The sequence below is a fragment of the Haloferax prahovense DSM 18310 genome (assembly GCF_000336815.1).
GTDB lineage: Archaea > Halobacteriota > Halobacteria > Halobacteriales > Haloferacaceae > Haloferax > Haloferax prahovense.
The window spans coordinates 41,114-67,551 of the sequence record NZ_AOLG01000028.1 but is presented as its reverse complement, the minus strand read 5'-3'; the positions used below and the strand labels follow the sequence as shown (position 1 = coordinate 67,551).

Here is a 26,438-nt window from a genome sequence, read left to right as displayed (position 1 = left end):
TCGGCCGGTCAGTTGGGCTCTGGCGAGGGGACACGGGGAGTCCCCGCGCCGGCGTAATCAGTCGCCATAGAAATCACACACTGCTGACTAAACGGTTCGATATTCGGGTTGTACTCTCTCCTGACGAGCTGTGGCCCGATGGACGCGTGCTTAGATGGGCTCGAGTAACAAATTCTACAATTTTTAAAATTTGTGAGTGGTCCGCTTATCGTGTCAGGAATCAGTGTTCGATAACCGTTATCTCCTCGACGGGCCACTGACTGAGGAGCTCGACGCCGTCGTCGCGGACGACGACCATCTCCTCGACGCGGACGCCCTGTCTCCCCGCCGGCTCTTGGGTTTCGACGGCCATCGTCATCCCCTCCTCGATTTCGATGGGATGGTCCGGCGAGAGGCCGCGCCAGATGAGCGGTACTTCGTACAGTTGAAGCCCGAGGCCGTGGGCCCAGTGATTGGTCGTCAACTGCCAGTGGTCGTCCGCGCCGTACCAGTCGGCGTGTTCGCCCGCCATGTCCGGAAACGCCGCCGCGATTTCGTCGGTGGTCTTCCCCGGCTCGATTTCGTCGAGGACGGCGTAGAGGTTGTCGCGGGCCGTCTCGTAGGCGTCGCGCTGTTCGTCGGTCGGTTCGCCCATCGAGAAGGTCCGGTAGTAACACGAGCGGTAGCCGAGGTAGCCGACGTTGTAGAAGTCGGCGTAGACGAGGTCGCCGGGGCGAATCAGTCGGTCCGTGGTGTTCGCCTGATGCTTCGGCCACGTGTTCGGCCCCGACGTGAGGTAGCCGCCCTGCGCCATCGCGCCGTGCCGCCAGAGTTCGCGGACGGCGTCGCCCCACACCTCCGACTCCCGCGCGCCCGGCTTCGCGTTCTCGGCGATGGCCTGAAAGCCCGCCTCGCAGACGGCCGCGACCTGCCGCAGACACTCGATTTCGTCTTCGGTCTTCGTCTTTCGGGCGTCCTCCATCACCGCCGCGCACTCGGCGGGTCGGGTGTCGATATTCTTCGATTCGAAGGCGTCGAGCAGCCCCGCGTGGCCGGTGTCGATGCCCATCGCCTCGTCGGCGAGGCCGTACTCGTCGAGGGCGTCGACGACGGTCTGGGCCATCTTGTCGAGGAGGAACGACCGGGCCGAGTCGCGGCCGGAGGCCCGCGGGACGTTCCCCAGCCCGGGACAGGCGTAGCGAACGTCGGTCAGCCACGGGCAGTTGTATCGCTGGTTGCTCGCGTGGTCGGCGGTGTCCCAGTGGACGACCGTACCGTCTTCCAGAAGCAGCGAGTAGTGGTCCGCACCCGACCCGCCGGTCATCGCCAACCCGGTCACGTACCGGATGTTCGGGTCGTCGATGAGGAGCATGCTCCCGAGGCCCGCCTCGCGCATCCGCGAGAGAGCGCGGTCCTTCCGCTCCTCGCGCATCCGCTTCACGTCGATGCGCTGTTCCCAGTCGACGGCCATCGTCCCGCGGGTCCCGCTCATGAACCCCCGCTCGTGGAAAGGCATACGCCCACCACTCGTGACTATCACATTAATTTGTTGTAGATGGGCAGTGCGAGCGTACCTCATGATTTATTGTCTTATACGTGAATCGGCAGGTGTACGCATGTACAAGCACGTAGCCCTGCTTGTCCGCAAGGCGGGGATGAGTCACGACGAGTTCGTCACGTACTGGCAGGACAATCACACGCCCATCGCCCGCGACATCGAGGGCGTCGTCCGCTACCAGACGGTGGTTCCGGTCGACCCCGAGGTCTCCGAGTTCGACGGTCTCGCGGAGTTGTACTTCGACGACCTCGGCGCGCTCCACGACGCGCTCGGCAGCGAGGGCTCGCGCGACTACGACCCCGCGAAGGGGACGGCGAAAGCGGCGAGAGACGACGTGGACAACTTTCTCGACGTCGAGCGACGCCCCCGAATCATCGGCGAGGAGGTCGTCGAGAAAGACGAGACCGGCGGCGACACGACGGGACTCTACAAGCACTCGGCGTTTCTCGTCCGCAAAGACGGGATGAGCCACGACGAGTTCCTCGACCACTGGGCGAACACCCACGTCCTCCTCGCCCGCGAGATTCCCGGCGTGGTCCGGTACGCCCGCGTCGTCCCGACCGACCCCGAACGCGCCGAGTTCGACGGCGTCGCCGAACTCTACTTCGAGAGCCTCGACGCGCTTCGGGCGGGCCTCGGCCACGAGTCCTCGCGCGACTACGACCCCGACCACCCGAAGGCGAAAGCGCCCCGCGAAGATGTTGACAACTTCCTCTCCATCGGCGACCGCCCGCGGTTCGTCGGCCGCGAGACGGTCCAGAAAGACGTGACTGGGGGCCGCTGAGCGATGTCGCACGACTACCGCGCGCAGGTCGAGGCCGCCTTCCCTGAACTCGCCGACATCGAGGACGCCGACCTCCGCGAGCGAGTCGTCGAGGCGTGGTGTCTCGGTCTCGCCCGCGGCGGCTGGCGCGACATCGACGACATCCCCTACGCGTGGAACATCCACGAGGTGACGAACGTCGAGCACGTCCGCGGCGTAACGCGAATCGCCGTCCGCGCCGCCGAGGAACAGCGGGATTTCCATGGCGCGGACCCGGAGTTCGACGTGGTCCGCGCGGCCTGCCTCCTCCACGACGTGGGCAAGTGCTACGAGTACGTCGATTTCGTCGACGACGACGTGCTCGACGACCCCGACCCGGAGTACGCCAGCGGGGAGATTCCGCACTCGCTTTCGGGCTACGCCCTCGCCCACGAGGTCGGCTGCCCGCTCGCGGTCCAGCGCGCCATCCCCCACTTCATCGGCGAGATTCCGACCCGGACGCTCGAAGCCGAACTCGTCAAGAGCGCGAACTCGGCGTCCTCGAACGCCATCACGCAGTCCGCGATGGGAATCAGCCTACAGGAGTGGGTCGAGCGGTACTCCCAGACCCAGTAGTCCGACGCGAACCGCCGCGACACTCGTCAGCATACCTATTACCCCGCGCTTCGTAGCTCGCGCCGATGTACGAGCGCGTCAACCTCGCCGACCTCGAACCGCACGACGTGGAGAACGCCGACGCCCGAGTCAAGGCCGTCGGCTACGAGCTTCGCCCGCGGAAGATGCGCCCGTCGGTCTGGTCGTTCGACGCGGGCGGGTCGGGACCGATGCACTACCAGCGCGAACAAGAGGAACTGTATCACGTTCTCTCCGGCGCGTTCGAACTCGCCTTCGCCGGCGACGACGGCGAGGAGACCGACGTGCTCGACCTCGAACCGGGCGACTTCGTGGTCGTCTCGTCCGACGAGGTTCGGCAACTGCGCTGCGTCGAGGACGGCGAGGTGTTCGTCGTCGGCGCGCCGAACGCGAAGGACGACGGCGTCGTCGTGGAGTGAGCGGGCGGCTCGCGCTCGGCATTCGTCGGAAACGCGACGAGTGCCGTGTTATAAGGGTGCTCGCGACAATCCGGTGATATGGTCATCCCCGGTTACGACCCGGACGACCTCGACGACAGACTCGAGGAACTGCTCACAGAACGCGACCTCGCGGACTATCTCACGCCCGACGAGCGCGAGCGCTACGACTCGGGCGAGAGCCTCGTCGACCTGCTGTCGCCCGACGATATCCGCGACCTGCTGGACGGTCCCGAGACCGAGGGCGCCGACGACGCTCGGCGGCCGTGACCGACTCCACGGCGGCGTTTCGGCCCGTCGGCTCTCGGCTCAGACCGGCTCCAATCCGTGTTCCTTCCGAAGCACGTTGAGGTAGTCGCGGAACCCGGTTTCGAGGTCGTACTCGGGGTCGTAGCCGAGGTCGGCTTGCGCCTTCGCCATGTCGAGTTCCTGGGTCCACGGGAGTTCGCCCTCGTCGGAGACCGTGAGGTCGGCGTCGGGGAGGAGTCGCCGTACCGTCTCCGCGGCCTCGCGAATCGTCGCCAACTCCCCGCGAACGTTGTAGACGCGTTGGGTGAGGTCGTCTTCGGGGGCGAACGTTGCCTTGCGGAACGCCTGCGCGATGTCGCGGACGTGTTGCCAGTCGATAACTTGGTCGCCGTAGTCGACGCTGAAGGGCTCGCCGAGCGCCGGCTTTTCGACGATGTTGGCGAGGAACGCGGACCCGCCGGTCTCGCGGTACGGGCCGTAGGCGACCGTCGGCCGGAGCGCGACGTGCGAGACGCCGAAGTCCTCGTAATAGACCCGGGCCTGGTGCTCGTTGTACTCCTTGGTCGCTCCGTAGAGCGTGTCGGGGTAGACGAGGTCGGACTCGGTCACGAAGTCGCCACCGTAGTTCGCGGGCGGGGCGTACACCGCCGCCGACGACGCCCACGCGACGCGTTCGACCTGTTCGGGGAGGGCGCGCGCCGCCTCGAAGACGTTGTTCGTCCCCTGGACGTTCACGTCGAGCGCGGCCCGCGGGTTTTCCCGCGCCGTCGTCGTCAGGAGCGCCGCGAGGTGGACGATGTGCGTCGTGCCGGTCTCTCGCACCCCCCGGAACACGTCGGTCGGGTCGGTTACGTCGCCGCGGCGTATCGTCACGTCGTCGGCGACGCCGAGTCTGTCGAGGATGCGCGGGTCGGTCGAGCGGTCGTAGGCGACTACGTCGTGGCCGGCCGCGACGAGGTCCGACGCGACGTACGAGCCGATGAACCCGGTCCCGCCCGTAACCATCACGGTCGATGCTGACATGATATCGTAGTTCTACCTGCGCGCGAGAAAAGTGTTTCCCGGGGAGCGGACCGCCGAGAGGGTCGGCGACGGCCGACTCGTCACCGCGCGCTACTCGTGGAGTCCGCCGACCGACGCGTAGAACGACGACTGGAGCGTCGCGGCCATGTCCTGACTGCGGTCGATACGGGCGTCGATGACCGTCGGGAGGCTGTGCGTCTTCGCGTCGGCGAGCGCGTCGCCGAGTTCGCCCGGCGTCTCGACGCGGACGCCCGTCGCGCCGAACGCCTCCGCGACCCGCGCGAAGTCCGTGTCGTGGAACTCGACGCCCGCGATGTCGTCGGGAGCGTGCTGCATCTGTCTGACCATCCCGAGGCTGGTGTCGTTGAGAACGACGACCGTCGGCGCGACGCCGTGTTCGACCGCCGTCTCGACGCTCGTCATCGTCATGGCGAAGCCGCCGTCGCCCGCGACGCCGACGACGCGCTTGTCGGTCGCCAGTGCGGCCGACACCGCGGCGGGCGTCGCCCAGCCCATGCCGCCGACGCCGCCGGAGCCGAAGTAGGTCCGAACCGCCGGCGTCTGGAGGTAGTTGAGCAGCCAAAAGCGGTTGTTGCCGGAGTCGGCGGTGACGATGGTGTCCTCGTCGACGACGCGCTCGATTTCCTTGACGGCCCGCTGGGGGAGGATGGGGGCGGCGTCCGACTCGCACTCGGGCGCGTGGAACGACTCGCGGGCCTTCCGGGCTCGGTCCTCGGCCCAGTCGTTTTCGGTGCCGCCGGCGGCCGCGAGTTCGCGCAGCGATTCGGACGCGTCGCCGATGAGTCCCACGTCGGCGGGGTAGACCCACCCGGCGTTCCGCGGGTCGATATCGGCGTGGATAATCGTCTGCTCGTCGGGGCGGATGAAGTCGGGGGCCTGCCAGTTGGTGTCCATCGGGTTCATGCGACAGCCGACGACGAGGAGCGTATCGGCCTCGCTGACGAGTTGGTTCGCACCCTCGTGACCGAACGAGCCGATGACGCCTCCGGCGAGGTGGTGCGTCTCGGGGAACGTCGACTTCCCGAGGTAGGAGGTGACGACGGCCGCCTCGTAGGCCTCGGCGACCGCGGCCAGCTCCTCGTACGCGCCCGACGCGTGGACGCCGTTGCCCGAGATGATGACCGGTCGCTCGGCCGCTTCGAGCGCCTCGGCGGCGGCCGCGACGTCGCGGGCCGTCGGCGCGGCGGTCCACGTTCTGGTCTGCGTCTCGTCGTTCCAGACCGGCGGCACGGATTCGGCGGGGAACTCCTCAGTGACGGCGTCGCCGTCGAGGACGACCGCGGTCGGACCGGGACGCCCGGCGACGGCGTGTTTGAACGCGAGTTGGAGGCTCCGAACCGTCTCGGTCGGGGTCCGCGGGAACCAGTGTTCCTTCGTCACGGCGTCGAGAAGCTTCGGGAGTTCGAGGCCGCCGTAGTCGCCGCGGGACTGCTGGTAGGGCGCGAGCGTCGAGTAGTTCCCGCGCTCGGAGGCCTCGGTGATGGTGACCATCGGTGACGAGGCGAGGCGCGCCTCCATCTGTCCGATGAGGCCGAGGCTTCCTATCCACGGCCCCTGTCCGGCGAGAACGCCCGGTTCGCCCGTCAACCGGCCGTACAACTCGGCCATGACGCTCGCCTCGCGCTCGTCGCGGGGGCGCACGAGGTCGATGTCCGACTCGGGTAGCAGGTCGAACAGCTCGATGACGCGGCCGCCGGGGTAGCCGAAGATTCGCTCGACGCCGAGCCGTTCGAGGCTCTCGACGAGTCGTTCGCTCGTGTTCATGGATTCAGGACCTGTCGAGGTGGACCGTCTCCTCGACGTAGAGCGTCGGCCCCTGCTCCATGTCGATGAACTCGGCCGCGTCGGCGTTCACGCGCTGGCCGACCTCGGAGTCGAACGCCGCCTTCAGTGCGGCCATGTCCTCGAAGTAGAGTTCGACGATGCCGTCGTATTCGGACCGCTCGGGGTCGGTCGGGACGCTCGTCGCGTACTTCACCAGCCCCGGTAGCTCCGCAGCGAGTTCCGCGTGGCTCCCCCGCCACCGCTCGACGAACTCCTCGTGCGTGTGGCCGTCGTCCCGGACGAGAATATTCACCAATTTAATCATGCACGTCTGCTATCCAATCGGACGCTACTTTGCTCTATCGCCGACTCGCGGTTCGAGCGTCCGCCGCGGTCGTTCGAGCAAGTGGAACCCTCGTTCGAACTGTTCGAACAAGATTTATCACGAACGAACACCGAAGATAGGTGATGACAGACGATGAACAGCGCCGACCGGTGACGACGGCCGCCACGTCGCTCGGCATCCTCGAACGGCTCAAATCGGGGGGCTCGATGGGGCCGACGGGGCTCGCCTCGGAGCTCGGGTTGGCCAAGAGCACGGTCCACCGGCACCTGAAGACGCTCGAACGCGAGGGCTTCGTCGTCCCCGACGACGACGGCTACCGGGTCGGCCTTCGGCTCCTCGACTTCGGCATCTACGCGCGCGACCAGCACCAGCTCTACGAGGTGGCGAAGCCGAAACTGGACGAACTCGCCGAGCAGACCGGCGAGAAGGTGTGGTGCGTCACGGAAGAGCAGGGCCGCGGGTTCCACCTCTACGGCGCGGCCGGCGCGCACTCGGTTCGGACGCCAGCCCGGGAGGGGACGCGCTCGTACCTCCACCAACTCGCCGCCGGCAAGGCCATCCTGTCGGCGTTCCCGGACGAACGCGTCCGCGACATCGTCGACCGACACGGCCTCCCGGCGAAGACGCCGAAGACGATAACCGCCCCCGACGCGCTCTTCGAGGAACTGGCGACGATTCGCGAGCGCGGGTTCGCGCTCAACCGCGAGGAAATCGTCCCGAAACTCCACGCCGTCGGGGTCGCCGTCACCGACAACGAGGGTCACCCCGTCGGGGCGATAAGCATCTCGGGCCCCTCGAACCGGCTTCGGGGCGACCGACTGACCGGCGACCTCGCCGACCTCCTCCTCGGCGCGGCCAACGAGGTCGAAATCAACCTCAACTTCTCCTGACCCGGCCACTCGCCCCGCCGGCGAACCGAGTATGCGGCACGTTCGTTCGAATGGTTCGAACTACCTCAACGAACATTCTCTCGCGTGAAGTCCGATATTTCCGCTTTCGAGAGGTCGAGACGACGACTCGATTTCGACAATCGCTGTTCGAACTCCTCGAACATATTGTGGTTATATACTTATTATACCATCGTAGATTGACGCGGTGGGAACGCGAGCAATTACAAAATTACACCTGTCACGGACTGTGGCGTGGGAGACGAACCGTCCGGCTGCCGTCCTGTGGGCCGGCCGCATCGTTGCTGGGTCTCGTTCGCCCCGAAACCGCCGTATCCCCGTCATTCGAGACTCGGTGTTCGGTTCGCGCGCGAGACGGTCTCGATAGCGACTGCCGATACGGCGGCGTCGCTCGAGTACGGACTCGCGTTCGAAAGGACGGAACGCCCGGTCCTCCACCGCTGCGCCCCCGATTCGGCCTCGCTCGCGGGCCGGTCGCTCCCGAAGACGTGTTCACGTCGTGAAACTAGCGCTCGCGCCTGCGCTGTGAGTTCTCGCCGGGCGGTCGCGGCGGTTTCGAAGTCGTTCGAGCAGTTCGAACGGCGCGAGTGGGGGTCTATCGTTCGCGCTCGTGCCACTCGGGCTCGCGGTCCTCGAAGAACGCGTCGATACCCTCGTCCTTGTCGGGCGAGCCGAACAGTTGGGCGAACAGCTCCGCCTCGTACTCGATGCCCTGTTCGAGGTCCGTCCGCGAGGCGGCCTTGACGGCCTTCTTGGCGAACTCCAGGGCCACGGGGCTCTTCGTCGCCATCATCTCGGCGAGTTCGTACACCCGGTCGTCGAAGGTGTCGTCGCCGTGGACCTCCTCGACGAGGCCGATGTCCGCGGCCTCCTCGGCGGAGATGAGCTCGCCCGTCAGGATGAGTCGCATGGCGTGGCCCTCGCCGACGAGGCGCGCGAGTCGCTGGGTGCCGCCCCCGCCGGGCATGATGCCGAGATTGATTTCGGGTTGGCCGAGTTTCGCCCGCTCGTGGGCGATGCGCACGTCGCAGGCCTGCATCAGCTCGCAGCCGCCGCCGAGGGCGTGGCCGTTGACCCGGGCGATGACCGGCTGTCTGAGGTCGTCGACGCGCTCGTACACCCGCGGGCGCTTGCTCGCCTCGCGCTGTTCGAGCATGTCGCGCTCGCGGAGTTCCTTCACGTCCGCGCCGGCGACGAACGCCTTCGCCTCGTCGGAGCCGGTCAGGACGACGACGCGCGCGCTGCTCTCTTCGATGGCGTCGAGGACGCGCTTGAGTTCAGCCCGGAGCGTCGCGTTGAGCGCGTTCCGCGCGTCGGGGCGGTTCAGCGTCACGGTGACGACGGCGTCGACGCGGTCGCCGACGACGGCGTCGACCGTCTCGCACTCGGCGGCGACGGACTCGACGGTCGGCGTTCCGCCGTCGGCTCGGGGGCCGCCAGTCTCTCGGTCGTCGGCGCTCGGACCGTCGGCGCTCGGACCGTCACCGCTCATCGGTCCATCACGTCCTCGCTCGCGCCGACGATTTCGCCGTCCTCCCAGACGTAGAACCCCTCGCCGGTCTTCTTGCCGAGCTTGCCGGCGCGGACCTTTCGCTTGAGAATCTGCGGCGGGCGGAAGCGCTCGCCGAGTTCCTCGCGCAGGTACTCGAGGATGTCGAGTCGAACGTCGAGGCCGACCACGTCGCCGAGTTCGAGAGGCCCCATCGGGTGGTTGTAGCCGAGTTCCATCGCGGTGTCGATGTCCGCGGGCGACGCGACGCCCTCCTGAACCATGCGCATGGCCTCGACGCCGAGAGCGACGCCGAGCCGCGAGGAGGCGAAGCCGGGCGAGTCGCCGACCTCGACGGCCGTCTTGTCGATGCCCTCGACGAACTCGGTGGCGAACGCCAGCGTCGCCTCGCTGGTCTGTTCCGCGACGACGACCTCCACGAGACCCATGATGTGGACCGGGTTGAAGAAGTGGAGTCCGAGGCCGCGCTCGGGACGTTCGAGGGCGCTCAGTATCTCGGTCACGGAGAGCGACGACGTGTTCGACGCGATGACGGCGTCGTCGTCGACGAGGGATTCGACCTCCGCGACCGTCTCGCGCTTGAGTTCCATGTCCTCGGGAACCGCCTCGACGACGAGGTCGGCGTCGGCGACCGCCGCCTCCAGCGAGGTCGTCCCCGAGAGCCGGTCGAGCGTCGCCGCCATCTCGTCGGACGTCACCTTGTCGCGGTCGACGCCGCCCCGGAGGTTTGACTCGATGGCGTCCAGTCCGTCTTCGACGTACGCCGCTTCGATGTCGCGCATCGTCACCTCGTGACCGGCCATCGCGGCCACCTGCGCGATGCCGTGGCCCATGGTTCCCGCGCCGAGTACACTCACTTGCATCACCGGAAGGGGTTCGGGAACCCTCATAATCGTTTGCCCTCGTTAGAGGCCGCACGACTTCGACGGCGTCCCGAACTACCGTCGCGCCTCGGTCGGGACGACCTTGAAGCCGTATCTCACGACGCCCTCCTGCTCGTAGATGCGGCGCGGCACGGCCTCGACGCGGTCGCCGATTGCGGGCGTTCCCGCGGGGGAGTGGACGACCTGTGCGGGCGCGCTCACGGTTCGAGTGTCGGCCTCTCCGCCCGGCCCGTCGAAGGCGACGACGGCGACCGGGAACGACCCGGCGCGCTGCTGCTGCTCGACGAACTCCGGCGGCGCGCCCCCCTGTCCGATGGCGGTCGCGGCCTCGACGGTTCCCGTCCCGGGGAGCGCCGCGTCGTCGTAGCCCGCGAGCGACCCGCAGTCGGGACACGCGCCCTCCGGCGGGAACGAGAGCGCACCGCAGTCGGCGCACTCGCCGGCGACGAGGCGGTGGCGCTGCGGAATCGTCCGCTTCCACGTCGGCACGCTGACGTACGCGCCCCCGCCGGCTGGCTCCCCGCCGGTGATGGTCCCACGCCGCCGGAGCGCCTCCGCGTAGGTGAGCTCCACGTCGCCGTCGAGGGCGGCCTCGACCGGGACGACGGAACTGGCGGCGGAGTTGGTGTCTGTCGCCCCCACGCTGAGCGCGAGCGCGGTCGCCCCCGCGCCGCCGCCGTAGCCGACGAGGAGCACCGAGCTCGCGGGGGACCGGCCGCTCGACTCGTCGCCTCCCGCGTCGACCGCGGAGTCGAGTGCCGACGCGAGTCCGAGAAACGGCCCGGCGGCCCCGGTGTCGCCGGTTCGCGAGACGACGGTCCCGGCCGCGATTCGCGCCGGTTCGACGCCGAGCGCGTCGGCCGCGCGGTACGGGAGTTTCTCGTCCGGCGCGGTGAGCGACACGGCCTCGGGGTCCAGTTCGGCGACGTCGATACCGAGGGCCTCGACCGCCCCGCCGACCGCCCGCGTGTAGGCGTCGCGCTCGTACTGCGTGACGCCGATGGACTCCGTCTCGGCGCTCCCGAATCCTCGGAACCGCGTGCCGGGCGCGGGGTCGCCGAACTCGCCGACGGCATCGACGGCGAGCGGAGCGTCTCCGGTGAGAACGAGCGCGGCCGCACCCGCCCCGGCACCGGCCGCCTCGTCGCTTTCGGGCGCTCCTCGCGGGCTGTCGGCGACGACGACGAGTGCCGAACCGCCGCTCCCCGTTCCCGCGCCTGCGCCCGAGCCTCGGGTCGCCTCGACCGTCGCCGCCAGCGCCACCGCGCCGGCGCGGGTGCTTCCGCCGAACTGCCGGGTCGGAACCGACGGGTCGACGCCGAGGAGAGAGACCAGCCGGACCGCGCTTTCATCCTCGTCGTTCGGCGGCGTCGTGGTGGCGAACGCGAGGTGTCCGATATCGCTCGCGTCCACGCCGGCCGCGTCGAGCGCGCGCCGACCCGCTTCGGTCGCCATCGTCAGTGTGTCTTCGTCCGCGTCGGCGACGGCGACCCGCTCGACGCCCGGCGCGCCGCCTTTGCCCCACGCCTCGCGGTAGGCCGACGCGGGGAGGTACAACCGGGGGACGTACGCGCCGACCCCGGCGATTCCGGGAGTCGCTCGCGCCGAGTCGTCGGCGCTCATAGCGCCCCTCCTTCGAGGACGTGAACGACGGCGGCACCGCCCGACCCGCCGACGTTGTGGGTGAGGCCGACGTTCGCGCCAGAGACCTGTCGGTCCCCCGCCCGGCCGGCAAGCTGTTTGAACGCTTCGACGACCTGTCCAGCGCCCGTCGCGCCGATGGGATGTCCCTTCGATTTCAGGCCGCCGGAGGGGTTGACGGGTAGGTCGCCGCCGAGTTCGGTCGCGCCGGAATCGACCAGTTCGGGCGCGTGTCCGCGCTCGCAGAAGCCGAGGTCCTCGTACGCCAGCAGTTCGGCGATGGCGAAGCAGTCGTGGACCTCCGCGAAGTCCACGTCGTCGGGACCGAGACCGGCCATCTCGTAGGCGGCCGCGGCGGCCCGCTCGGACGATTCGACGGCGGTGTAGCTGTCGCGCTGGAAGAGGCCGACGCGCTCGGAGGCGGCACCCACGCCCGCGACGCGGACGGCGTCGTCGCACGCGCTGGCAACGTCCTCGCTGGCGACGAGGACCGCGGCCGCGCCGTCGGAGGTCGGACAGCAGTGATAGAGGTTCAGCGGGTCGGCCACGACGGGGGCGCTCCGCGCGTCGTCGAGCGAGCACTCGAAGCCGAGGTGCGCCTTCGGGTTCTTCGCGCCGTTCGCGTGGTTCTTTACGGCGACCTTCGAGAAGTGGTCCGGCGAGGCGTCGTAGGCGTCGAGGTACGCCGAGGCCATCTGGGCGTAGACGCCCGCGAACGTCGTCCCGGTGAGCCGCTCCCACTCCGTCTCGCCGCTGACGCCGAGCCAGTACTTCGCCACGTCGCCGCTCATGTCGGTCATGACCTCGTAGCCCCCCGCGAGGGCCACGTCCGCCATCCCGCTTTTGACCGCCTGTACCGCCTGTCTGACCGCGTAGCCGCTCGCTGCGCAGGCGTTTTCGATTCGGGAACAGGGGACGCCGTGGAGGCCGACGTGCTCCGTCACGGCCGGCCCCGATAAGCCGAGTTGCCGCCCGCCGACGCCGAGCGACCCGACGACGGCCTCGTCGATATCGGCTGCCTCGACGCCGGCGGCGCTCCCCAGCGCCTCCTCGAACGCGGTCGTGAACAGCGACCGATAGCTCTCGTCCGGGAACGCGCCGTACTTCGATTGGCCCGCTCCGACGATGTATGCGTCTCGCATGGTAGTCGATTGCGCATCCCCCTCGAAATAGGTTCGCCCCGCGGCGCGGTCGGCCGACCGCATCATTTTTATCATATTCTATCATCGACTTCAAACGTACATGGTATTCGATAGCACGGAGGCCGCCCCGCGGGAGGAACTCCGCGAGGTGCAGGACGGTCGCCTGCGGGAGACGGTTCGGAACGCGTACGAGAACGTCGAGTTCTACCGCGAGACGTTCGACGAGGCCGGACTCTCGCCCGCGGACATCGAAAGCGTCGAAGACCTGTCGAAACTGCCGTTCACGACGAAAGAGGACTTCCGAGACCACTACCCGACGGGGATGTTCGCGGTCGACATGGACGACGTGATTCGCGTCCACGCGTCGTCGGGCACGACCGGCAAGCCCAAAATCGTCGGCTACACCCGCGAGGACCTCGACGTGTGGAACAAGGCCGTCGCGCGGTGTCTCGTCGCGGCCGGCGTCGGTCCTGACGACGTGGTCCAGAACGCCTACGGCTACGGCCTGTTCACCGGCGGTCTCGGCCTCCACCAGGGCGTCGAGGAGCTCGGCGCGACGGTCATCCCCATCGGCGGCGGCAACACCCAGCGACAGGTGGAACTGCTCTCCGACCTCGGAAGCGACGTCATCGCGTGTACCCCGTCGTACGCGCTCTATCTCGCCGAGGTCGCAGACGACATGGGAGTCGACATCCGCGACCTGCCGCTTCGGACGGTCATCTTCGGCGCGGAGCCCTGCACCGAGCCGATGCGGAACGAAATCGAAGCGCGACTCGGCGTGACCGGCATCGACATCTACGGCCTCTCGGAAATCGTCGGTCCCGGCGTCTCCGTCGAGTGCGAGGCGCAGGACGGCCTTCACATCTGGGAGGATTACTTCTACCCCGAGGTGGTCGACCCGAACACCGGCGACCCCGTCGAGGAGGGCGAGGAGGGCGAACTCGTGTTGACGACCCTCGCGAAGGACGCGCTGCCGGTCCTCCGGTATCGGACGGGCGACCTGACCACGCTGGACTACGGCACTTGCGAGTGCGGCCGAACCTGCGTCCGCATGGACAACATCACGGGCCGGTCGGACGACCTGATAATCGTCCGCGGCGTGAACTTCTACCCGAGCGAGGTCGAATCGGTCGTCCTCGAGTTCGACGAAATCGCGCCGCACTACCGCATCGACCTCCGCCGCGAGGGGAATCTCGACCGGGTCGAAATCACGGTCGAACTGGTCGAGGAGTTCGGCGGGTCGCTGTCGGACCTCGAAGGTCGGATTCAAAAGCGGCTCTCGAACGTGCTCTCGTTCACGCCCGACGAACTGAACCTCGTCGAGTACGGCGACATCGCGCGCACCGAGGTCGGAAAGGTCCAGCGCGTCTACGACCACCGCGGCCAGTAACGCGCGCCGTCAGCGACCGCCGGGCTTGTAGACGCGCCCTCGAAACGTCGCGATTCGCTCGCCGTCCCCGTCGGAGACGACGACCTCGTACTCGGCGGTCCGCCCCCCGAGATGCGTCTCCTCGGCGACCGCGCGGAGCGTCTCGCCCACCTCGGCGGCCGCGAGGTACGAGATGTTCGTCTCCAGCGCGAACGCGGCGTCGCCGTGGCTGTTCGAGGCGGCCGCGAAGGCCGCGTCGGCGAGGCTGTACACCGCGCCCCCGTGGGGCGTCCCGTGGAAGTTCAGGTGGTCTTCGGCCACGGTCAGCGTCGTCTCCGCGTACCCGTCGCCGACCTCGGCGAGGTCGATACCGACGCGCCCGCAGTAGGGGTCGTTCGAGGCGCGCTCCCGTCTCTCCGCGTGGTCGTCTTGCTCCGACATGCGACCACACGTCGTCCTGCGCTCCCCAAGTAGGCGTCGACTGTCAGGAAAGATGGGTATGTAAACTACTTTATCTGATGGCGGTGACGGTGAGGTATGGCATACAGCTACGAACCGCACTACTTCGAGGACTTCGAGGAGGGCAAGGAGTTCCAGAGCGTCGGCCGCACCGTCACCGAGGCGGACTTCATGATGCACTCCGCGCTCTCGGGCGACTGGACTGAACTCCACACGAACAGCGAGTACGCGGAAGACACCCAGTTCGGCCAGCGAATCGCCCACGGGCCGATGACGTTCGTCCAGTCGACCGGCTTCGTGTATCGCTCGGGTATCGTCGAGCGCACCGCCATCGCCTTCCTCGGGATGAACTACATGGACCTGCCGAACCCGGTGTTCATCGGCGACACGCTCTCGCAGACGATGGTCGTCTCGGAGCGGAAGGACCTCGGGAGCCGCGACGACGCGGGACTGGTCGTCCTCGAAATCGAGATGACGAAGCAGGACGGCACCGTCGTCCTCGAAGGCGACATGAAGTTCCTCATCAAGACGAAGTCGGCCGAGGAGTAAGGCGGCTCCCCGACCGGCGACTCACGAATCCAACCGCTCGCCGCGGACGAACAACGCGTCGTCGGCTCCCTTCTCACCGTAGTCGTCGTGGTACTCCATCAACTGAAAGAGCGCGCCGGTCGGGTTTCGCGGCGAGACGAACGCCTCGGTCCAGCCGTCTTCCACCGCGCGCCCCACGACGCGCTCGCCCGGCGGCGCCGGCCCCGTCGCGGTCGCGGTCGTCGAATCCGAGGGTACCGAGTCGTCGGGAACCATCTCCGACGAACTCGGTGTTCCTAACTATTAATAGCTAAGGTTCGAACTCCGAGTCATGAAACTCGGGACGGGACTGTTCACCTGCCAGCGGCGGCCGGACGACGACCGGCCGATGGCCGACCTGTACGACGAGATGCTGACGCTCGGGCGCGCGATAGACGACGCGGGCCTCGACAGCGCGTGGGTGTCCGAACACCACTTCATGCCGGACGGCTACCTCTCGGGGACGATGCCCGCGCTCGGGGCGCTCGCGGCGGCGACCGAGTCGGTCGAACTCGGCACGTGTATCGCGCTCGCGCCGCTGTACGACCCGATTCGGCTCGCGGAGGACGCGGCGACGGTCGACCTTATCTCGGGCGGCCGAACGACGCTCGGCCTCGCGATCGGTTCTAACCCCCGCGAGTTCGACGCCTTCGGCGTTCCGCGAGACGAGCGCGTCGACCGCCTCGCCGATACGGTCTCCCTCCTCCGCGACGCGTGGTCAGACGGTCCGATAGCGCACGAGTCGCCGTTTCACGAGGGTGCAACCGGCGTCGACGTGACGCCCAAACCGGCACACGACGTGCCCCTCATGCTCGGCGGCGCGGCCAAGCCCGCGGTTCGCCGGGCGGCCCGGACGGCGGACGCGTGGTGTGCGCCGTCGTCGCTCTCCCTCGGCGGCCTGCGCAAGCGCGTCGAGGACATCCGGAGCGTTCGGGAAGCCGAGGGCCTCGACGGGGAGTTCACGATATACGTCCTCCAACACGGCTTCGTCGGCGACTCGAAGGCCGAGGCGTGGGACGCGATGAGAGACGGCTACCTCTACCTCCAGCGCCGGTACGCCGAGATATTCTCCGGCGACGAGGTCCACGAACTGTCCGACGAGCGCCGGGCGGAACTCAAAGCACAGGCCGTCTTCGGTACGCCCGACGACGTGGTCGCGGAACTCGCCCGCTACCGCGACGCCCTCGGCGACGACATCCACTTCATCTTCCGAACCTACCACCCCGGCATCGGTACCGACCAGATGGTCGAGTGCGTCCGCCGACTCGGCGACGAGGTCCGCCCGCGACTCGTCTGACCGACGAAACGAACTTAACGCACCTGTGCGAACTGGTGGCATGGACATCGAGGAGTTCTTCGAGAGCATGCCGTTCGCGCGGCTCTTGGGCGTCGAAGTCACCGAGGCCGCAGACGGGCACGCGGAGGGCCGCATCGAGATGCGCGAGGAACTGTCGTGGAACGCCGACCGGGTGATGGCCCACGGCGGCGTGACGTTCACCCTCGCGGACACGGTCGGCGGCGCGGCGCTCGTCAGCGAGGTCGACCAGCCCGTCCCGACCATCGACATGCGAATCGACTATCTCAACGCGGGGACAGGGGACCTCCGCGCCGAGGCCGACGTGGTCCGGCTCGGCGGCGACGTGGGAACCGTGGACGTGGACGTGTACGCGACGGACGGAAATCACGTGGCGACCGCGAGGGGGGTCTACAAGACCGGCTGAGTTCTCCCGCCGCGGAGTTAGTAACCAACAATAGTTAATATTATGCGCGAGAAGGATATTTCGTAATGGAATACAGTGGCCCCACCAGTCTCTACATTGACGGGGACTGGGTAGCCGCGGCATCGGACGAGACCATCGAGACGCGCGACCCGGCGACCGAAGCGCCGTACGCCGAGGTCGCCAGCGCGGGCGAGGCGGACGTCGACGCCGCGGTACGGGCGGCGAAATCGGCGGGCGCTCGCGGCGGCGAGTGGGAGACCACGAGCGCGGCCGAGCGCGGCGAGAAACTGCGCGCGATGGCCGACGCCATCGAGGAGCGGAAAGACGAGATAACGCTCGTCGAGTCCCACGACAACGGCAAGACGCCGTTCGAGGCCGGCATGGAGGTCCAGATGGTCGTCGACACCTTCCGCTACTACGCCGGGTGGACCGACAAGGTGACCGGCGAGTACAACCCCGTCCCCGGCCGGCGCGTCAACTACACGACCCGCGAACCGCTCGGCGTCACCGGACACATCGTCCCATGGAACTACCCCTTCCAACTCGCTGGGCGGAGTCTCGCGCCGGCGCTCGCCTGCGGCAACACGGCGGTGGTAAAGCCCTCCAGCCAGACGCCACTTTCGGCGCTCTACTACGGCCTCGCGGCCGAGGAAGCCGGCCTCCCCGACGGCGTGGTGAACGTGGTTCCCGGAAGCGGGTCCGAGGCGGGGTCGGCGCTCGCCTCGCACCCCGACGTGGCGCACGTCACCTTCACCGGCAGCACCGAAGTCGGTAAAGGCGTCATGGCCGACGCCGCGGCCAACGTGACCGGCGTCACGCTCGAACTCGGCGGGAAGGGCCCCAACGTCGTCTTCCCCGACGCCGACCTCGACGCCGCCGCCAAGGGCGTCCACTACGGCATCTTCATGAACGCCGGCCAGATGTGCTGGGCCGGGTCGCGCCTGCTCGTCCACGAGGGCGTGGCCGACGACCTCGTCGAGCGAATCGTCGCGCGCGCCGAGTCGACCCCGCTCGGTTCCGGCATCGACGACGACGGCCGGATGGGGCCGGTCGTCAGCGAGTCCCACCGCGAGGACGTGTTGGAGTACATCTCTCTCGGCGTCGAGGAGGGCGCGACCGTCGCCTGCGGTGGGGGCATCCCCGAGGACAAGGACACCGGCTACTTCGTGGAGCCAACGGTCCTCACCGACGTGACGAACGACATGACCGTGGCCCGCGAGGAGATATTCGGCCCGGTCCTCGTCGTCACCGAGTTCTCGGACCAAACGGAGGCGATCGAACTCGCCAACGACTCGCCGTACGGGCTTCTCGCCGGCGTCTGGACCGAGGGGCTCTCTCGCGCCCACCGCGTCGCCGACGCGCTCGACTACGGAATGGTCAGCGTCAACGAGTACCCGGTGACGTTCCCGCAGACGCCCTTCGGCGGCACGAAACAGAGCGGCCACGGCCGCGAGCAGGGCGCGGAGGCCGTCCGCGAGTTCACGCAGGCGAAGAACGTGAACCTCAACATCGGCTGACTCGGCCCCGAATCCGGCCCGTAGTCTGCCGAACGCTCCGGCCCTCAACTTGCCGCCCCCGGACCGACCGCCTCGGCTCTCCGTGGCGGTCGGTCCCGAAAAAATCGTTCTTCTCCAGTCTCTCCGCCGACGCTATTCGAACCGCTGGAACGGCTCCTGACAGTCGTTACAGAAGTGCATCGACCGGCACAGTCCCGGCCCCTTCGGATGCTCGCGGACGGTGTTCGTGCCGTCGCAGTACGGGCACTCCGCGCCCGACGTTTCGCCCGTCGTCTCGGTGCTGGGGTCGAAGCGGCGCATCGCTCACACCCCCAGTCCGAACTCGCGGAGGGCCTCGCGGCCCGCCTCGGTCACCATGTCGACAGTCCACTCCGGCGTGAACCGGAGTCGCACGGACGCCTCGTCGACGCCGGCCGCCAGAATCGCGCACTGCACGTCGTTTTCGAGGTAGTCGCGCGCCGGACAGCCGGTGTAGGTCAGCGTCATCTCGACGATGCCGAGCGTCTTCGCCTCGCCGTCTTCGCCCTCCCGCTCGACGACGCGAACGTCGTAGATGAGGCCGAGGTCGACGATGCTCACCGGCATCTCTGGGTCCTCGATTTCGTAGAGGGCGTCCCAGATGTCGGCTTCGACGCCCGCGGCTCCGACGCCCGTCTTCGGGAAGCCCTCGGGGACCTCGCCGCCGGCGTACTCTGTGTAGCCGCAGACGGTCGCCTCGGGCGCGTCGTCGGCGCTCACGTCAGACACGCTCCCTGCCGATTCTCGCCGGCTCGGGCGCTTCGAGCTCCTCGTAGGTCCGTCGGAACTCCGCGGCCAGTTCGTCCCAGTGGTCGGTGTGGGTGCCGTCGCGGCCGCGGGCGCTCGGGCGCTCGACCTCGTCGGGTTCGGGCACGTCGAGTCCGAGCGAGTCGAGGTACGGGATGACCGTCTCCAGCCACTCGATGCGGAGGTCGGCGGTGGACATCGTCCGGAAGCCGTTGTCGACGATGGCCTCCTCGTGTTCGGGCTCGGCGAAGAGCGAGAGCGCGTGGGGGAACAGCCGGTCGAGCGCGTCCTGCACGCGGTCGCGGCTGTCGCCCTCGGCGAGGCGGTCGAGCCAGCTCTGGGCGTTTTCGAGGTGGTAGCGCTCCTCGCTCAGCACCTTGCCGACGCGGTCGGCGAGCGGCGCGTAGCTGGTGTCGACGAGCGCGTCGAGGCGCAGGCGCTCGGCGGCGTCGTAGAGGTAGCTCCGCAGGACGACGTCGGCCCAATCGCCCTCCGCGAACGGGAGTTCGACCAGCGTGGCGTGCCTGAACTCGCCGGCGGGGCGCTCCCAGATGAGTTCCGCTTCGGTGTGACCGAGTTCTTCGAGCAGGTCGTACCACAGCCGAGCGTGGCCGAACTCGTCCTGTGCGACGTTCGCCAACGCGAGGTCGGACTCCAGCGTCGGCGCGTAAATCTGCCACTCGATGAGGCGCTCGCCGTGGACGTACTCGTCGTCCGCGAGGCGGAACAGCAGCTCTTCGAGCGCGGCGCGCTGCTCGGCGTCGAGGTCTTCGGGGTTGAGTGCGTCGGTCATGGTTAGCTGTCCGCCTCGAGCGATTTCTCCACGTCGGCCTGCTCGGCCTCGCTTTCGGCGACTTCCGGCGCGGCCGGTTCGATATCCGTGTACGAGGTGGCCCAGCGGTAGGTCTTGTCGGTCGTTCCGCCGAAGCTCGTCTCGTCGGCGTCGATTTCGCCGATTTCGTCGTGCGGGACGACCCACAGGCTGTGGGTCTTCATCCGCCGGCCGTGCTGGACGGCCGCGAACTGGAGCGCCAGCTCGCGGTCCGGCGCGTGGACGTTGCCGCAGTGTTTGTGGTACGCTCCCGGTTTGTCCTGTCTGAACACTTCCCAAATCATGGTTCTCAGTCCGCCGCCTGCGGGGTTCCGGCCCCCGACGCGCCCTCCCAATCGTGCATCGATTCGCGCACCCACTCGACCGCCTCCTGTGCCTGTGCGCGGGAGTTGATCTGCTCGTGGCTCCCCTCGGAGGCGTTCTTGGCGATAGTCCAGAACTCGTCCCAGTTCAGGTCGTCCTCGTTGACGTGGTAGGTGTCGAGTTCCCCGTCGTACTCGATGCGCGGGTACTCGGGGACGACGAGGCCGTACTTTTCGGCCTTCGGGACGTACGTGTCGAGGAACGTGTCGCGCAGTTCGTCGTTGGACTTCGTCTTCAGGCCGACTTCCTGCGCGAAGTCGTTGTGGACGGACTTGTCGTTGGTCGGGCCGAAGAACTGGATGATACGCGGCCACCACGTCTCGAAGGCGGCCTGCGTCTTCTCTTGGGTCGCCTTCGACCCGTTCATCAACTCGGAGAGGATGGACTCGCCGTGTTTGACGTGGAAGCCCTCCTCGAAGCACACCTTGTCCATCGCGTGGGCGTACGGCGTCCACGACGTGTTCTTGAGCGTCGCCTGCCGGTGCATGGCCGCGCCGTCGACGAAGAACGCTATCATCGGCACCTCGTGCCACGACTCCATCGGGTAGTGGAAGCAGTTGAGGAACTTGCCGTCGCCGCGGGCGAGCTCGTCCAGCATCTCGTCTCGCGTCTTGACGCCGAGGGACTCGGCCGCGCGGTAGAGCAGTTGCGCGTGGCCGATTTCGTCCTGCACCTTCGCTGAGAACGCCAGCTTTCGGTCGATACTCGGCGCTTGCCGGATGAACGGCTTTTCGAGGTATCCGCCCATCACCTCGCTGTTCGCGTGGAACTGAATCATCCGCGTCGCGGCCTTGCGGTACTCCTCGGGCATGTCGTCTTTCGGAGCGAACTGCCGCGGGCCCGCTCGTTCTTTGACGGTTTCGAGGTCCATTGGTCTATCAGGAACTATCATCTATAACTACTTACGAATTGACCCGTCCATGGCCTGCATTTTTATACCCGTGCCGCGTACGCACACGCCGATGATAGCGGAGTGCCTCGTGGCCGAGTTTCGCATCGACGGCGACGACTGCCCGTTGGCGCGGGCGACCGACGTGGTCCCCGTCGCGGTCGACGCGAACGCGCCGCAACTCCGCGCCGACGGCAACGTCCTGCTTCACTTTTCGGCCCCCGCGGACGACCGGCTCCCCGAGGCCCTCGACGACGACGACGCCATCCGCTACCTCCACGTCACCCGCGGCGACGACACGTACACCTTCCGCTGTCTCTCGAAACACCCCTGCGTCGTTCACGAACTCGTCGACGCCGGCTTCCTCGTCGAGTCGATGCGGTACGACGCCGGCGGCGCGACGATGCGCGGGGCGGTCGTCGGCTACGACGTGCTCCGCGGCGTGATGGAGAAGGCCGGCGGCACCGTCGGTATCCAACTCCAGCGCGTCTACCCCCTCCGGGCGGACGAGGAATCGCCCATCGGTCGGGCGTGGGACCTCACGCCCGCGCAGGAGGCCGCCCTCCGAACGGCCGTCGAGATGGGGTACTTCGACCTCCCCCGGAGCATCACGGCTCGGGACGTGGCGGACGAACTCGGAATCAGCAAGTCGGCGTTCCTCGAACGGCTCCGCCGGGCGCAACAGTCGGCGTTCGGAGCGCTGCTTGAGTGAGCCGGGGGCGTCGTCGACCCGCTCGACTCGCCCGGTGGTCCGCCGGCGAGGCTATTTACCCCGCGTCCCCGTAGCGCGGGTATGCGAGTCGACGACGCCGACGGCGTCCGGACCGTGACGTTCGACAGACCCGAGGCGAAAAACGCGTTCACCGCCGACGTGGCTCGAGAGCTCTCGGCGGCGCTCGAAGAACTGACGCCCGAGGCGTTCGACGCCGCGGTGATAACCGGCGACGGCGACGCCTTCAGCGCCGGCGGCGACATTCAGGCGATGGCAGAGCGCGACGAGACCGCCCGCGAGGCCTACGAGCGCGTCCGCGGCACCCTCGGCCGCGTCGCCGAGGCGATTCTCACCGCTCCGGTGCCGGTCGTCGCCCGCGTCAACGGCGACGCCGTGGGCGCGGGGACCTCCGTCGTCGCCGCCTGCGACTTCGCCTACGCCACCCGCGACGCTCGCTTCGGCGCGTCCTTCGTCAACGTCGGTCTCGTCCCCGACGCGGGCGCGACGGTGACGCTCCCCCGGTTGGTCGGCCTCCGGGCCGCGAAGGAACTCGTCTTCACCGGGAAACTCATCTCGGCCGAGCGCGCCGCCGAACTCGACCTCGTGAACGAGGCGGTCGCCGCCGCCGACCTCGACGCCACCGTGGACGAGACGGTAGAGACGCTCGCCGCACAGCCGACGGAGACGCTCGCGCTGGCGAAGGAAGCGATACACGCGAACCTCGGCCGGTCGTGGGCCGACGGCCTCGAACGCGAGGCGCACGCGCAGACACTCGCCTACGACACCGACGCCCACGAGGAGGGCGTTTCCGCGTTCTTGGAAAAGCGGCGGCCGCAGTTCGACTGAGGACGCCGGCCCCGTCCTGTCCCGTCCCGTCTCACTCGTCCGTTCTGTCCCGTCCCGTCTCACTCGTCCGTTCTGCCCTGCCTCAGTCGAGGCCGAGGAACTGCTCCGCGTTCTCCCAGAGGAGCTTTCGCTTCACCTCCTCGGAGGCGTCGAAGTGCTCCTCGAACGACTCGAACCACCGGCCCGGCCGAATCATCGGGTAGTCGGTGCCGAACATCACCTTGTCCTGCAGGACGGTCTTGGCGTAGTGGAGCACCTGCTCGTCGATGTACTTCGGGAGCCAGCCCGAGAGGTCCATGTAGACGTTGCCCTTCTGCTGACAGATGGCGAGCTGTTCTCTCTCCCACGGGTACGCCGGGTGGGCGATGAGAATCTGGAGGCCCGGGTGTTCGGCGGCCACGTCGTCGATGAGCATCGGGTTGCCGTACTTGATTTTCAGGCCGCGACCGCCGGGCGAGCACGCGCCGAGGGTGGAGTTCCCGCCGTGGAAGACGACCGGGACGCCGAGGTCCTCGATAGTGTCGAACAACTCCGCGTGCTCGTCGTCGCTCGGGTCGAACCCCTGCGCGATTTGCTGGAACTTGAACCCCGAGAGACCGAGGTCTTCGACACACCGAACCGCCTCCTCGACGCAGTCGTCTTTCAGCGGGTCCACGCTCCCGAAGCCGACGAAGAAGTCGGGGTACTCGTCTCTCACTTCGGCCACGTAGTCGTTCGGAACCGGCGGGTTCCCGGTGTTCGTCTCGGCGTCCCACCCGAGGAGTACCGCCCGCCCGATGTTGTGCTCGCGGTACTCGGCTATCATCTCCTCGTAGCTCCACGTCTCCATCTCCGCGCCGAACCTGTTCGCCGCGTCCCGCATCATCTCGCCGCCGGCGTCTTCGAGGAACTCCGCGGTCGGTTGGTGGGCGTGCGTGTCGATGATGCGCGGCTCGTCGAGCCAATCCAACACGGTCATTCGTGTATGACCGTCGCGGAGCGATAAAAATCGAACGGACGAATCCGACCGAATGATGGCGCGGCGGCGTTGGCGTACCGCCACGGGAGGCGATTCGACGCGCAGCCCAATCAGTCACCGGCCAATCCGGTTAGGCTCGCCGGTCAGTCCCCGCCCCGACTCGAAGAGGCCTCTTCCTCGTGGGGACCCGGCTGTGAGACCGGCCCAGCGTGGTCCCAACACGGCCGGCAAGCGAGAGGATAATTTAATATAATTTAACCGTCACATGTCGGACATAGAGTGAAGTCACAGCCCGGATTCTATCCGATAAATCATATCGGTCAAATTTCAAACTAACAAAAAATACAACTCTGTTCTGAATATATTTCTCAAACTGCATCATGTGTGGTTCTAAACCGGATTCAACCGCGGTACATGACTGACTTACTTTAGAAACAATATTCTGTTTCTTTTAGCTCGCCGTCACAAAATCGATTTCACCTGCGTCTCGCTCTAGATAGTTTCTCTCTGAATTGTTACTTATATGCCCCTCTCCGCGGATATGACTGCGCGCCACCCCTCGTGTTCCGCGCGACAATCGTCGCTGTCGCGGACCGCCGCTCGTCGCGCAGTTCGGTCGATTCATCGTAGTAGAGCACGGTGAGGTCGAGACAGGCCCGGAGCAGTTCGTTCGAATCGAAGCGGTATCTGTCGGTGCTCGGCCCGACCGTCGCCGGCGGGTCGGCCCGCAGGTGGTGCTGGTAGAACAGGACGCCGCCGGGTTTCAGCGACGCTTTGATGTCCGCGAGGCGGTCCAGCGTCCGGAAGTAGCTGATGGTGACGAGGTCGTACGTCGACTCGGAGAAGTCGTAGGTCGTCGCGTCCGCCTGAATCGTCTCCACGCGGTCGGCGAACCCGCGGGACCGAGCGCGCTCTTCGACGATACTGAGCCCCTCGCCCGACTGGTCGAGCGCGTCGACCCGATAGCCGTTTTCCGCGAGAAAGAGCGTGTTGCGGCCGTTCCCGGCCGCCACGTCGAGGGCGCGACCCTCGGGCAGTTCGTCGAGGTACGACCGTAACACCGGCGACGGCTCGGGGTCGGTCGGGTACGTTCCGGTCCGGTAGCGCTCGTCCCACTCCATGGGGGCGCTACGCGGACCGCCGTGTTCAAGCTACGGCGTCGTTCCCGGCGGACGGGACGGCGTCGAACGCTCACGCGGAACCACCGGCGGAGCGCCGGGACGCCGGAAGCACCAGCGCTTTCCGCGTCAGCGACGTGGAGAGAGCCGTGACCACGATTCGCCCCGACGAACTCGACGCCCGCCTCGCCGACGGCGACGACCTCTTCATCCTCGACATCCGCCCGGAGTCGAACTACCAGCGCGGCGCAATCGACGGGAGTCGCGTGAGCGTCAGCGAACGTGACTACGTCGGGGAAGTGAGTGGAGCGAACGGACCCGACGGGAGCCGCAACGTCCCCGTCTACGACGACCTCCGGTCGGGCGACGACGCCTCGCTTCGAGGTCGGCTGGACGAGATTCCGCGGGACCGAGACGTGGTCGTCGTCTGTAAGATGGGCATCGTCGCGAAGCGGGCGACGGAGCTCCTCCGCGAGGAGGGGTACGACGCGGCGACGCTCGCCGGCGGCATGAGCGGGTGGAACGGCTACCAGCGCGGGTCACTGAGCTACAAACTTCGGTCGCTCATCTGGCGACTGTTCTGAGGCCGTCGAGGAACTCCCGAAGGGCGTCCTCGAAGAACGCGGGGTTGTCGAGGTTCGACGCGTGGCCCGCGTCGGGAACCGCGCGGACCGTGACGGTCGGAATCCCGTCGCCGAACGCCGCGGCGTGCCTGCGCACGAACGGGAGTTCGTTCTCGCCGTACAGGACCAACGTCGGGACGTCGATGTCGCCGAGGACGACCGACGAGTCGGTGAACCGACTGACCGCCCGAATCACCTTCGCGAACTCGTCGGTCGCCATCGGCGGGCCGCGCTCCCGAAGACGCTCGACGTTTCCGTAGTCGCCGCCCGCGGGCGTTCCCGACAGCCGCTCTTGGAACCAGACCATGACCTTCTCGACGCGCTCGTAGCCGACGAGTCGAACGAACGGAATCGTCAACCGGGGGACGACGAGTCGCTGGAACCGTTCGAGACGGTCGAAGACGACCGGGGAGAACGTGTCCGCGAGAACGAGCCCCGAGAGCCCGTCGGGATACCGCATCGCGTATGCCTGCGCGACACAGCCGCCGGTCGAGAGTCCGCAGACGACGGGCCGGTCGAGGCCCAACTCCGAGACGAGCGCCGCGAGGTCGTCGGCGAACAGTTCCATCGAGTACGTCGCTGGCTCCGAGCCGCCGGTCCGGCCGTGTCCCCGGACGTCGTACGAGACCGTAGTGTAGTCGTCGCACAGCGCCTCAGTCTGGCGGTCCCACTGGCTGTGGTCGAGAATCGCCCCGTGAACGAAGACCACCGGCGGTCCCTCACCCCGCCGTTCGTAGTAGGTGTCGATGCCATTTGTTCGAGCGAACGCCATGCTATCTAGTGGCGCGCGGAGAGCATGAGCGCGCGCCTCGATGTAACAGATAGATTATACTCTCGTCGG

31 protein-coding genes are annotated in these 26,438 nt (G+C 67.5%); 13 read left to right on the top strand and 18 right to left on the bottom strand.

Features of this window, described 5'->3' with window-relative positions; all coding sequences use genetic code 11:
- Nucleotides 1-220: 220 nt before the first annotated feature.
- Nucleotides 221-1,495 (bottom strand): M24 family metallopeptidase, encoded by a 1,275-nt coding sequence (locus tag C457_RS09125; RefSeq protein WP_008093940.1) that lies wholly within the window; start codon nt 1,493-1,495, stop codon nt 221-223.
- 100 nt (nt 1,496-1,595) lie between these two features.
- Between C457_RS09125 and C457_RS09120 the strand changes: the two genes are divergently transcribed.
- The 4 genes from C457_RS09120 to C457_RS09105 all read left to right on the top strand — a co-directional run bounded on the left by C457_RS09120 (nt 1,596) and on the right by C457_RS09105 (nt 3,640).
- On the top strand, nt 1,596-2,321 hold the full coding sequence (locus C457_RS09120; protein ID WP_008093939.1) for an EthD domain-containing protein: 726 nt from the start codon (nt 1,596-1,598) through the stop codon (nt 2,319-2,321).
- Nucleotides 2,322-2,324: 3 nt separating this feature from the next.
- Nucleotides 2,325-2,915 carry an HD domain-containing protein gene (locus C457_RS09115; protein ID WP_008093938.1) on the top strand — a complete coding sequence of 197 codons (591 nt, stop codon included), beginning with the start codon at nt 2,325-2,327 and terminating at the stop codon, nt 2,913-2,915.
- 65 nt (nt 2,916-2,980) lie between these two features.
- Nucleotides 2,981-3,352, top strand: coding sequence for a cupin domain-containing protein (locus tag C457_RS09110; RefSeq protein WP_008093937.1), 372 nt, complete (start codon nt 2,981-2,983; stop codon nt 3,350-3,352).
- A gap of 78 nt (nt 3,353-3,430) precedes the next feature.
- Nucleotides 3,431-3,640 carry a hypothetical protein gene (locus C457_RS09105; protein ID WP_004040881.1) on the top strand — a complete coding sequence of 70 codons (210 nt, stop codon included), beginning with the start codon at nt 3,431-3,433 and terminating at the stop codon, nt 3,638-3,640.
- A 39-nt stretch (nt 3,641-3,679) separates the two neighbouring features.
- Here the strand turns inward: C457_RS09105 and C457_RS09100 are convergent, their stop codons facing one another.
- The 3 genes from C457_RS09100 to C457_RS09090 form a co-directional block, all read right to left on the bottom strand.
- Nucleotides 3,680-4,624 (bottom strand): NAD-dependent epimerase/dehydratase family protein, encoded by a 945-nt coding sequence (locus C457_RS09100; RefSeq protein ID WP_008093931.1) that lies wholly within the window; start codon nt 4,622-4,624, stop codon nt 3,680-3,682.
- A 108-nt stretch (nt 4,625-4,732) separates the two neighbouring features.
- Complete coding sequence (locus C457_RS09095) at nt 4,733-6,427, bottom strand: thiamine pyrophosphate-binding protein (protein ID WP_008093929.1); 1,695 nt, start codon at nt 6,425-6,427, stop codon at nt 4,733-4,735.
- A 4-nt stretch (nt 6,428-6,431) separates the two neighbouring features.
- Entirely contained in the window at nt 6,432-6,752 is a 321-nt protein-coding gene (locus C457_RS09090; protein WP_008093927.1) for an EthD family reductase, read from the bottom strand.
- 143 nt (nt 6,753-6,895) lie between these two features.
- On the opposite strand from C457_RS09090, the gene C457_RS09085 reads away from it, so the two are divergent.
- Entirely contained in the window at nt 6,896-7,663 is a 768-nt protein-coding gene (locus C457_RS09085) for an IclR family transcriptional regulator (protein ID WP_008093926.1), read from the top strand.
- Nucleotides 7,664-8,276: 613 nt separating this feature from the next.
- Here C457_RS09085 and C457_RS09075 read toward each other — a convergent pair.
- From C457_RS09075 to C457_RS09060, 4 genes are all read right to left on the bottom strand, one after another.
- Nucleotides 8,277-9,173: an enoyl-CoA hydratase/isomerase family protein gene (locus C457_RS09075; protein ID WP_008093922.1), complete on the bottom strand. Its 897-nt coding sequence runs from the start codon at nt 9,171-9,173 to the stop codon at nt 8,277-8,279.
- Nucleotides 9,170-10,054 carry a 3-hydroxyacyl-CoA dehydrogenase family protein gene (locus tag C457_RS09070; protein ID WP_008093920.1) on the bottom strand — a complete coding sequence of 295 codons (885 nt, stop codon included), beginning with the start codon at nt 10,052-10,054 and terminating at the stop codon, nt 9,170-9,172. Before C457_RS09070 ends, C457_RS09075 begins: the two co-directional genes overlap by 4 nt.
- 75 nt (nt 10,055-10,129) lie before the next feature.
- Nucleotides 10,130-11,698 (bottom strand): zinc ribbon domain-containing protein, encoded by a 1,569-nt coding sequence (locus C457_RS09065; protein WP_008093917.1) that lies wholly within the window; start codon nt 11,696-11,698, stop codon nt 10,130-10,132.
- A complete protein-coding gene (locus tag C457_RS09060) occupies nt 11,695-12,858 on the bottom strand; it encodes a thiolase domain-containing protein (RefSeq protein ID WP_008093915.1) in 1,164 nt (387 codons plus the stop codon). Before C457_RS09060 ends, C457_RS09065 begins: the two co-directional genes overlap by 4 nt.
- 100 nt (nt 12,859-12,958) lie before the next feature.
- Here C457_RS09060 and paaK point away from each other — a divergent pair, with 100 nt between their 5' ends.
- Entirely contained in the window at nt 12,959-14,248 is a 1,290-nt protein-coding gene (gene paaK / locus C457_RS09055; RefSeq protein WP_008093913.1) for a phenylacetate--CoA ligase PaaK, read from the top strand.
- Nucleotides 14,249-14,257: 9 nt separating this feature from the next.
- Here the strand turns inward: paaK and paaI are convergent, their stop codons facing one another.
- The gene (gene paaI / locus C457_RS09050; protein ID WP_008093911.1) at nt 14,258-14,668 is read right to left on the bottom strand and encodes a hydroxyphenylacetyl-CoA thioesterase PaaI; all 411 of its coding nucleotides are present in this window, start codon (nt 14,666-14,668) and stop codon (nt 14,258-14,260) included.
- Nucleotides 14,669-14,764: 96 nt separating this feature from the next.
- On the opposite strand from paaI, the gene C457_RS09045 reads away from it, so the two are divergent.
- Nucleotides 14,765-15,235 carry a MaoC/PaaZ C-terminal domain-containing protein gene (locus C457_RS09045; protein WP_004978303.1) on the top strand — a complete coding sequence of 157 codons (471 nt, stop codon included), beginning with the start codon at nt 14,765-14,767 and terminating at the stop codon, nt 15,233-15,235.
- A 21-nt stretch (nt 15,236-15,256) separates the two neighbouring features.
- On the opposite strand, the gene C457_RS09040 is transcribed toward C457_RS09045, so the two are convergent.
- On the bottom strand, nt 15,257-15,490 hold the full coding sequence (locus C457_RS09040) for a hypothetical protein (RefSeq protein ID WP_008093908.1): 234 nt from the start codon (nt 15,488-15,490) through the stop codon (nt 15,257-15,259).
- Nucleotides 15,491-15,545: 55 nt separating this feature from the next.
- On the opposite strand from C457_RS09040, the gene C457_RS09035 reads away from it, so the two are divergent.
- The 3 genes from C457_RS09035 to C457_RS09025 all read left to right on the top strand — a co-directional run bounded on the left by C457_RS09035 (nt 15,546) and on the right by C457_RS09025 (nt 18,491).
- Nucleotides 15,546-16,550, top strand: coding sequence for an LLM class flavin-dependent oxidoreductase (locus C457_RS09035; RefSeq protein WP_008093906.1), 1,005 nt, complete (start codon nt 15,546-15,548; stop codon nt 16,548-16,550).
- A gap of 40 nt (nt 16,551-16,590) precedes the next feature.
- Entirely contained in the window at nt 16,591-16,974 is a 384-nt protein-coding gene (locus C457_RS09030) for a PaaI family thioesterase (protein WP_004978316.1), read from the top strand.
- 65 nt (nt 16,975-17,039) lie between these two features.
- Nucleotides 17,040-18,491, top strand: a complete 1,452-nt coding sequence (locus C457_RS09025) for an aldehyde dehydrogenase family protein (protein ID WP_008093904.1) — start codon at nt 17,040-17,042, stop codon at nt 18,489-18,491.
- A gap of 132 nt (nt 18,492-18,623) precedes the next feature.
- Here the strand turns inward: C457_RS09025 and paaE are convergent, their stop codons facing one another.
- Genes paaE through paaA form a run of 5 tightly spaced genes read right to left on the bottom strand, consistent with a single transcriptional unit; the run spans nt 18,624 to nt 21,322 of the window.
- Nucleotides 18,624-18,791 (bottom strand): 1,2-phenylacetyl-CoA epoxidase subunit PaaE, encoded by a 168-nt coding sequence (paaE, locus tag C457_RS20615; protein WP_004978321.1) that lies wholly within the window; start codon nt 18,789-18,791, stop codon nt 18,624-18,626.
- Between the two features lie 3 nt (nt 18,792-18,794).
- Nucleotides 18,795-19,238, bottom strand: coding sequence for a 1,2-phenylacetyl-CoA epoxidase subunit PaaD (paaD, locus tag C457_RS09020; protein WP_008093902.1), 444 nt, complete (start codon nt 19,236-19,238; stop codon nt 18,795-18,797).
- On the bottom strand, nt 19,231-20,049 hold the full coding sequence (gene paaC / locus C457_RS09015) for a 1,2-phenylacetyl-CoA epoxidase subunit PaaC (protein WP_008093900.1): 819 nt from the start codon (nt 20,047-20,049) through the stop codon (nt 19,231-19,233). Before paaC ends, paaD begins: the two co-directional genes overlap by 8 nt.
- 2 nt (nt 20,050-20,051) lie before the next feature.
- Nucleotides 20,052-20,372 (bottom strand): 1,2-phenylacetyl-CoA epoxidase subunit PaaB, encoded by a 321-nt coding sequence (gene paaB / locus C457_RS09010; protein WP_004040859.1) that lies wholly within the window; start codon nt 20,370-20,372, stop codon nt 20,052-20,054.
- A gap of 5 nt (nt 20,373-20,377) precedes the next feature.
- The gene (gene paaA / locus C457_RS09005; RefSeq protein ID WP_008093892.1) at nt 20,378-21,322 is read right to left on the bottom strand and encodes a 1,2-phenylacetyl-CoA epoxidase subunit PaaA; all 945 of its coding nucleotides are present in this window, start codon (nt 21,320-21,322) and stop codon (nt 20,378-20,380) included.
- Between the two features lie 91 nt (nt 21,323-21,413).
- Between paaA and C457_RS09000 the strand changes: the two genes are divergently transcribed.
- Both C457_RS09000 and C457_RS08995 read left to right on the top strand, forming a co-directional pair.
- The gene (locus C457_RS09000; RefSeq protein ID WP_008093891.1) at nt 21,414-22,052 is read left to right on the top strand and encodes a helix-turn-helix domain-containing protein; all 639 of its coding nucleotides are present in this window, start codon (nt 21,414-21,416) and stop codon (nt 22,050-22,052) included.
- Nucleotides 22,053-22,133: 81 nt separating this feature from the next.
- Nucleotides 22,134-22,898, top strand: coding sequence for an enoyl-CoA hydratase/isomerase family protein (locus tag C457_RS08995; protein WP_008093890.1), 765 nt, complete (start codon nt 22,134-22,136; stop codon nt 22,896-22,898).
- An 82-nt stretch (nt 22,899-22,980) separates the two neighbouring features.
- Here the strand turns inward: C457_RS08995 and C457_RS08990 are convergent, their stop codons facing one another.
- Complete coding sequence (locus C457_RS08990; RefSeq protein ID WP_008093888.1) at nt 22,981-23,856, bottom strand: amidohydrolase family protein; 876 nt, start codon at nt 23,854-23,856, stop codon at nt 22,981-22,983.
- A gap of 515 nt (nt 23,857-24,371) precedes the next feature.
- Entirely contained in the window at nt 24,372-24,977 is a 606-nt protein-coding gene (locus tag C457_RS08985; RefSeq protein WP_008093886.1) for a class I SAM-dependent methyltransferase, read from the bottom strand.
- A 146-nt stretch (nt 24,978-25,123) separates the two neighbouring features.
- On the opposite strand from C457_RS08985, the gene C457_RS08980 reads away from it, so the two are divergent.
- Complete coding sequence (locus tag C457_RS08980; protein ID WP_008093884.1) at nt 25,124-25,558, top strand: rhodanese-like domain-containing protein; 435 nt, start codon at nt 25,124-25,126, stop codon at nt 25,556-25,558.
- Here C457_RS08980 and C457_RS08975 read toward each other — a convergent pair.
- Nucleotides 25,539-26,369 (bottom strand): alpha/beta fold hydrolase, encoded by an 831-nt coding sequence (locus C457_RS08975; protein WP_049913463.1) that lies wholly within the window; start codon nt 26,367-26,369, stop codon nt 25,539-25,541. The genes C457_RS08980 and C457_RS08975 overlap by 20 nt on opposite strands.
- Between the last annotated feature and the right edge of the window lie 69 nt (nt 26,370-26,438).

Bases quoted from the DNA above. Each gene is read 5' to 3' on its own strand.
- paaI (WP_008093911.1), bottom strand. From the start codon at position 14,668: ATGTCGGAGCAAGACGACCACGCGGAGAGACGGGAGCGCGCCTCGAAC.
- C457_RS08995 (WP_008093890.1), top strand. From the start codon at position 22,134: ATGCGAGTCGACGACGCCGACGGCGTCCGGACCGTGACGTTCGACAGA.
- paaA (WP_008093892.1), bottom strand. From the start codon at position 21,322: ATGGACCTCGAAACCGTCAAAGAACGAGCGGGCCCGCGGCAGTTCGCT.
- C457_RS09070 (WP_008093920.1), bottom strand. From the start codon at position 10,054: ATGCAAGTGAGTGTACTCGGCGCGGGAACCATGGGCCACGGCATCGCG.
- C457_RS09035 (WP_008093906.1), top strand. From the start codon at position 15,546: ATGAAACTCGGGACGGGACTGTTCACCTGCCAGCGGCGGCCGGACGAC.
- C457_RS09125 (WP_008093940.1), bottom strand. From the start codon at position 1,495: ATGCCTTTCCACGAGCGGGGGTTCATGAGCGGGACCCGCGGGACGATG.
- C457_RS09095 (WP_008093929.1), bottom strand. From the start codon at position 6,427: ATGAACACGAGCGAACGACTCGTCGAGAGCCTCGAACGGCTCGGCGTC.
- C457_RS09045 (WP_004978303.1), top strand. From the start codon at position 14,765: ATGGCATACAGCTACGAACCGCACTACTTCGAGGACTTCGAGGAGGGC.
- C457_RS09120 (WP_008093939.1), top strand. From the start codon at position 1,596: ATGTACAAGCACGTAGCCCTGCTTGTCCGCAAGGCGGGGATGAGTCAC.
- C457_RS09030 (WP_004978316.1), top strand. From the start codon at position 16,591: ATGGACATCGAGGAGTTCTTCGAGAGCATGCCGTTCGCGCGGCTCTTG.
- paaE (WP_004978321.1), bottom strand. From the start codon at position 18,791: ATGCGCCGCTTCGACCCCAGCACCGAGACGACGGGCGAAACGTCGGGC.
- C457_RS09085 (WP_008093926.1), top strand. From the start codon at position 6,896: ATGACAGACGATGAACAGCGCCGACCGGTGACGACGGCCGCCACGTCG.
- C457_RS09040 (WP_008093908.1), bottom strand. From the start codon at position 15,490: ATGGTTCCCGACGACTCGGTACCCTCGGATTCGACGACCGCGACCGCG.
- C457_RS08990 (WP_008093888.1), bottom strand. From the start codon at position 23,856: ATGACCGTGTTGGATTGGCTCGACGAGCCGCGCATCATCGACACGCAC.
- C457_RS08975 (WP_049913463.1), bottom strand. From the start codon at position 26,369: ATGGCGTTCGCTCGAACAAATGGCATCGACACCTACTACGAACGGCGG.
- C457_RS09105 (WP_004040881.1), top strand. From the start codon at position 3,431: ATGGTCATCCCCGGTTACGACCCGGACGACCTCGACGACAGACTCGAG.
- C457_RS09090 (WP_008093927.1), bottom strand. From the start codon at position 6,752: ATGATTAAATTGGTGAATATTCTCGTCCGGGACGACGGCCACACGCAC.
- C457_RS09060 (WP_008093915.1), bottom strand. From the start codon at position 12,858: ATGCGAGACGCATACATCGTCGGAGCGGGCCAATCGAAGTACGGCGCG.
- C457_RS09110 (WP_008093937.1), top strand. From the start codon at position 2,981: ATGTACGAGCGCGTCAACCTCGCCGACCTCGAACCGCACGACGTGGAG.
- C457_RS09000 (WP_008093891.1), top strand. From the start codon at position 21,414: ATGATAGCGGAGTGCCTCGTGGCCGAGTTTCGCATCGACGGCGACGAC.
- paaC (WP_008093900.1), bottom strand. From the start codon at position 20,049: ATGACCGACGCACTCAACCCCGAAGACCTCGACGCCGAGCAGCGCGCC.
- paaB (WP_004040859.1), bottom strand. From the start codon at position 20,372: ATGATTTGGGAAGTGTTCAGACAGGACAAACCGGGAGCGTACCACAAA.
- C457_RS09100 (WP_008093931.1), bottom strand. From the start codon at position 4,624: ATGGTTACGGGCGGGACCGGGTTCATCGGCTCGTACGTCGCGTCGGAC.
- C457_RS09025 (WP_008093904.1), top strand. From the start codon at position 17,040: ATGGAATACAGTGGCCCCACCAGTCTCTACATTGACGGGGACTGGGTA.
- C457_RS09115 (WP_008093938.1), top strand. From the start codon at position 2,325: ATGTCGCACGACTACCGCGCGCAGGTCGAGGCCGCCTTCCCTGAACTC.
- paaK (WP_008093913.1), top strand. From the start codon at position 12,959: ATGGTATTCGATAGCACGGAGGCCGCCCCGCGGGAGGAACTCCGCGAG.
- C457_RS09075 (WP_008093922.1), bottom strand. From the start codon at position 9,173: ATGAGCGGTGACGGTCCGAGCGCCGACGGTCCGAGCGCCGACGACCGA.
- C457_RS08985 (WP_008093886.1), bottom strand. From the start codon at position 24,977: ATGGAGTGGGACGAGCGCTACCGGACCGGAACGTACCCGACCGACCCC.
- C457_RS09065 (WP_008093917.1), bottom strand. From the start codon at position 11,698: ATGAGCGCCGACGACTCGGCGCGAGCGACTCCCGGAATCGCCGGGGTC.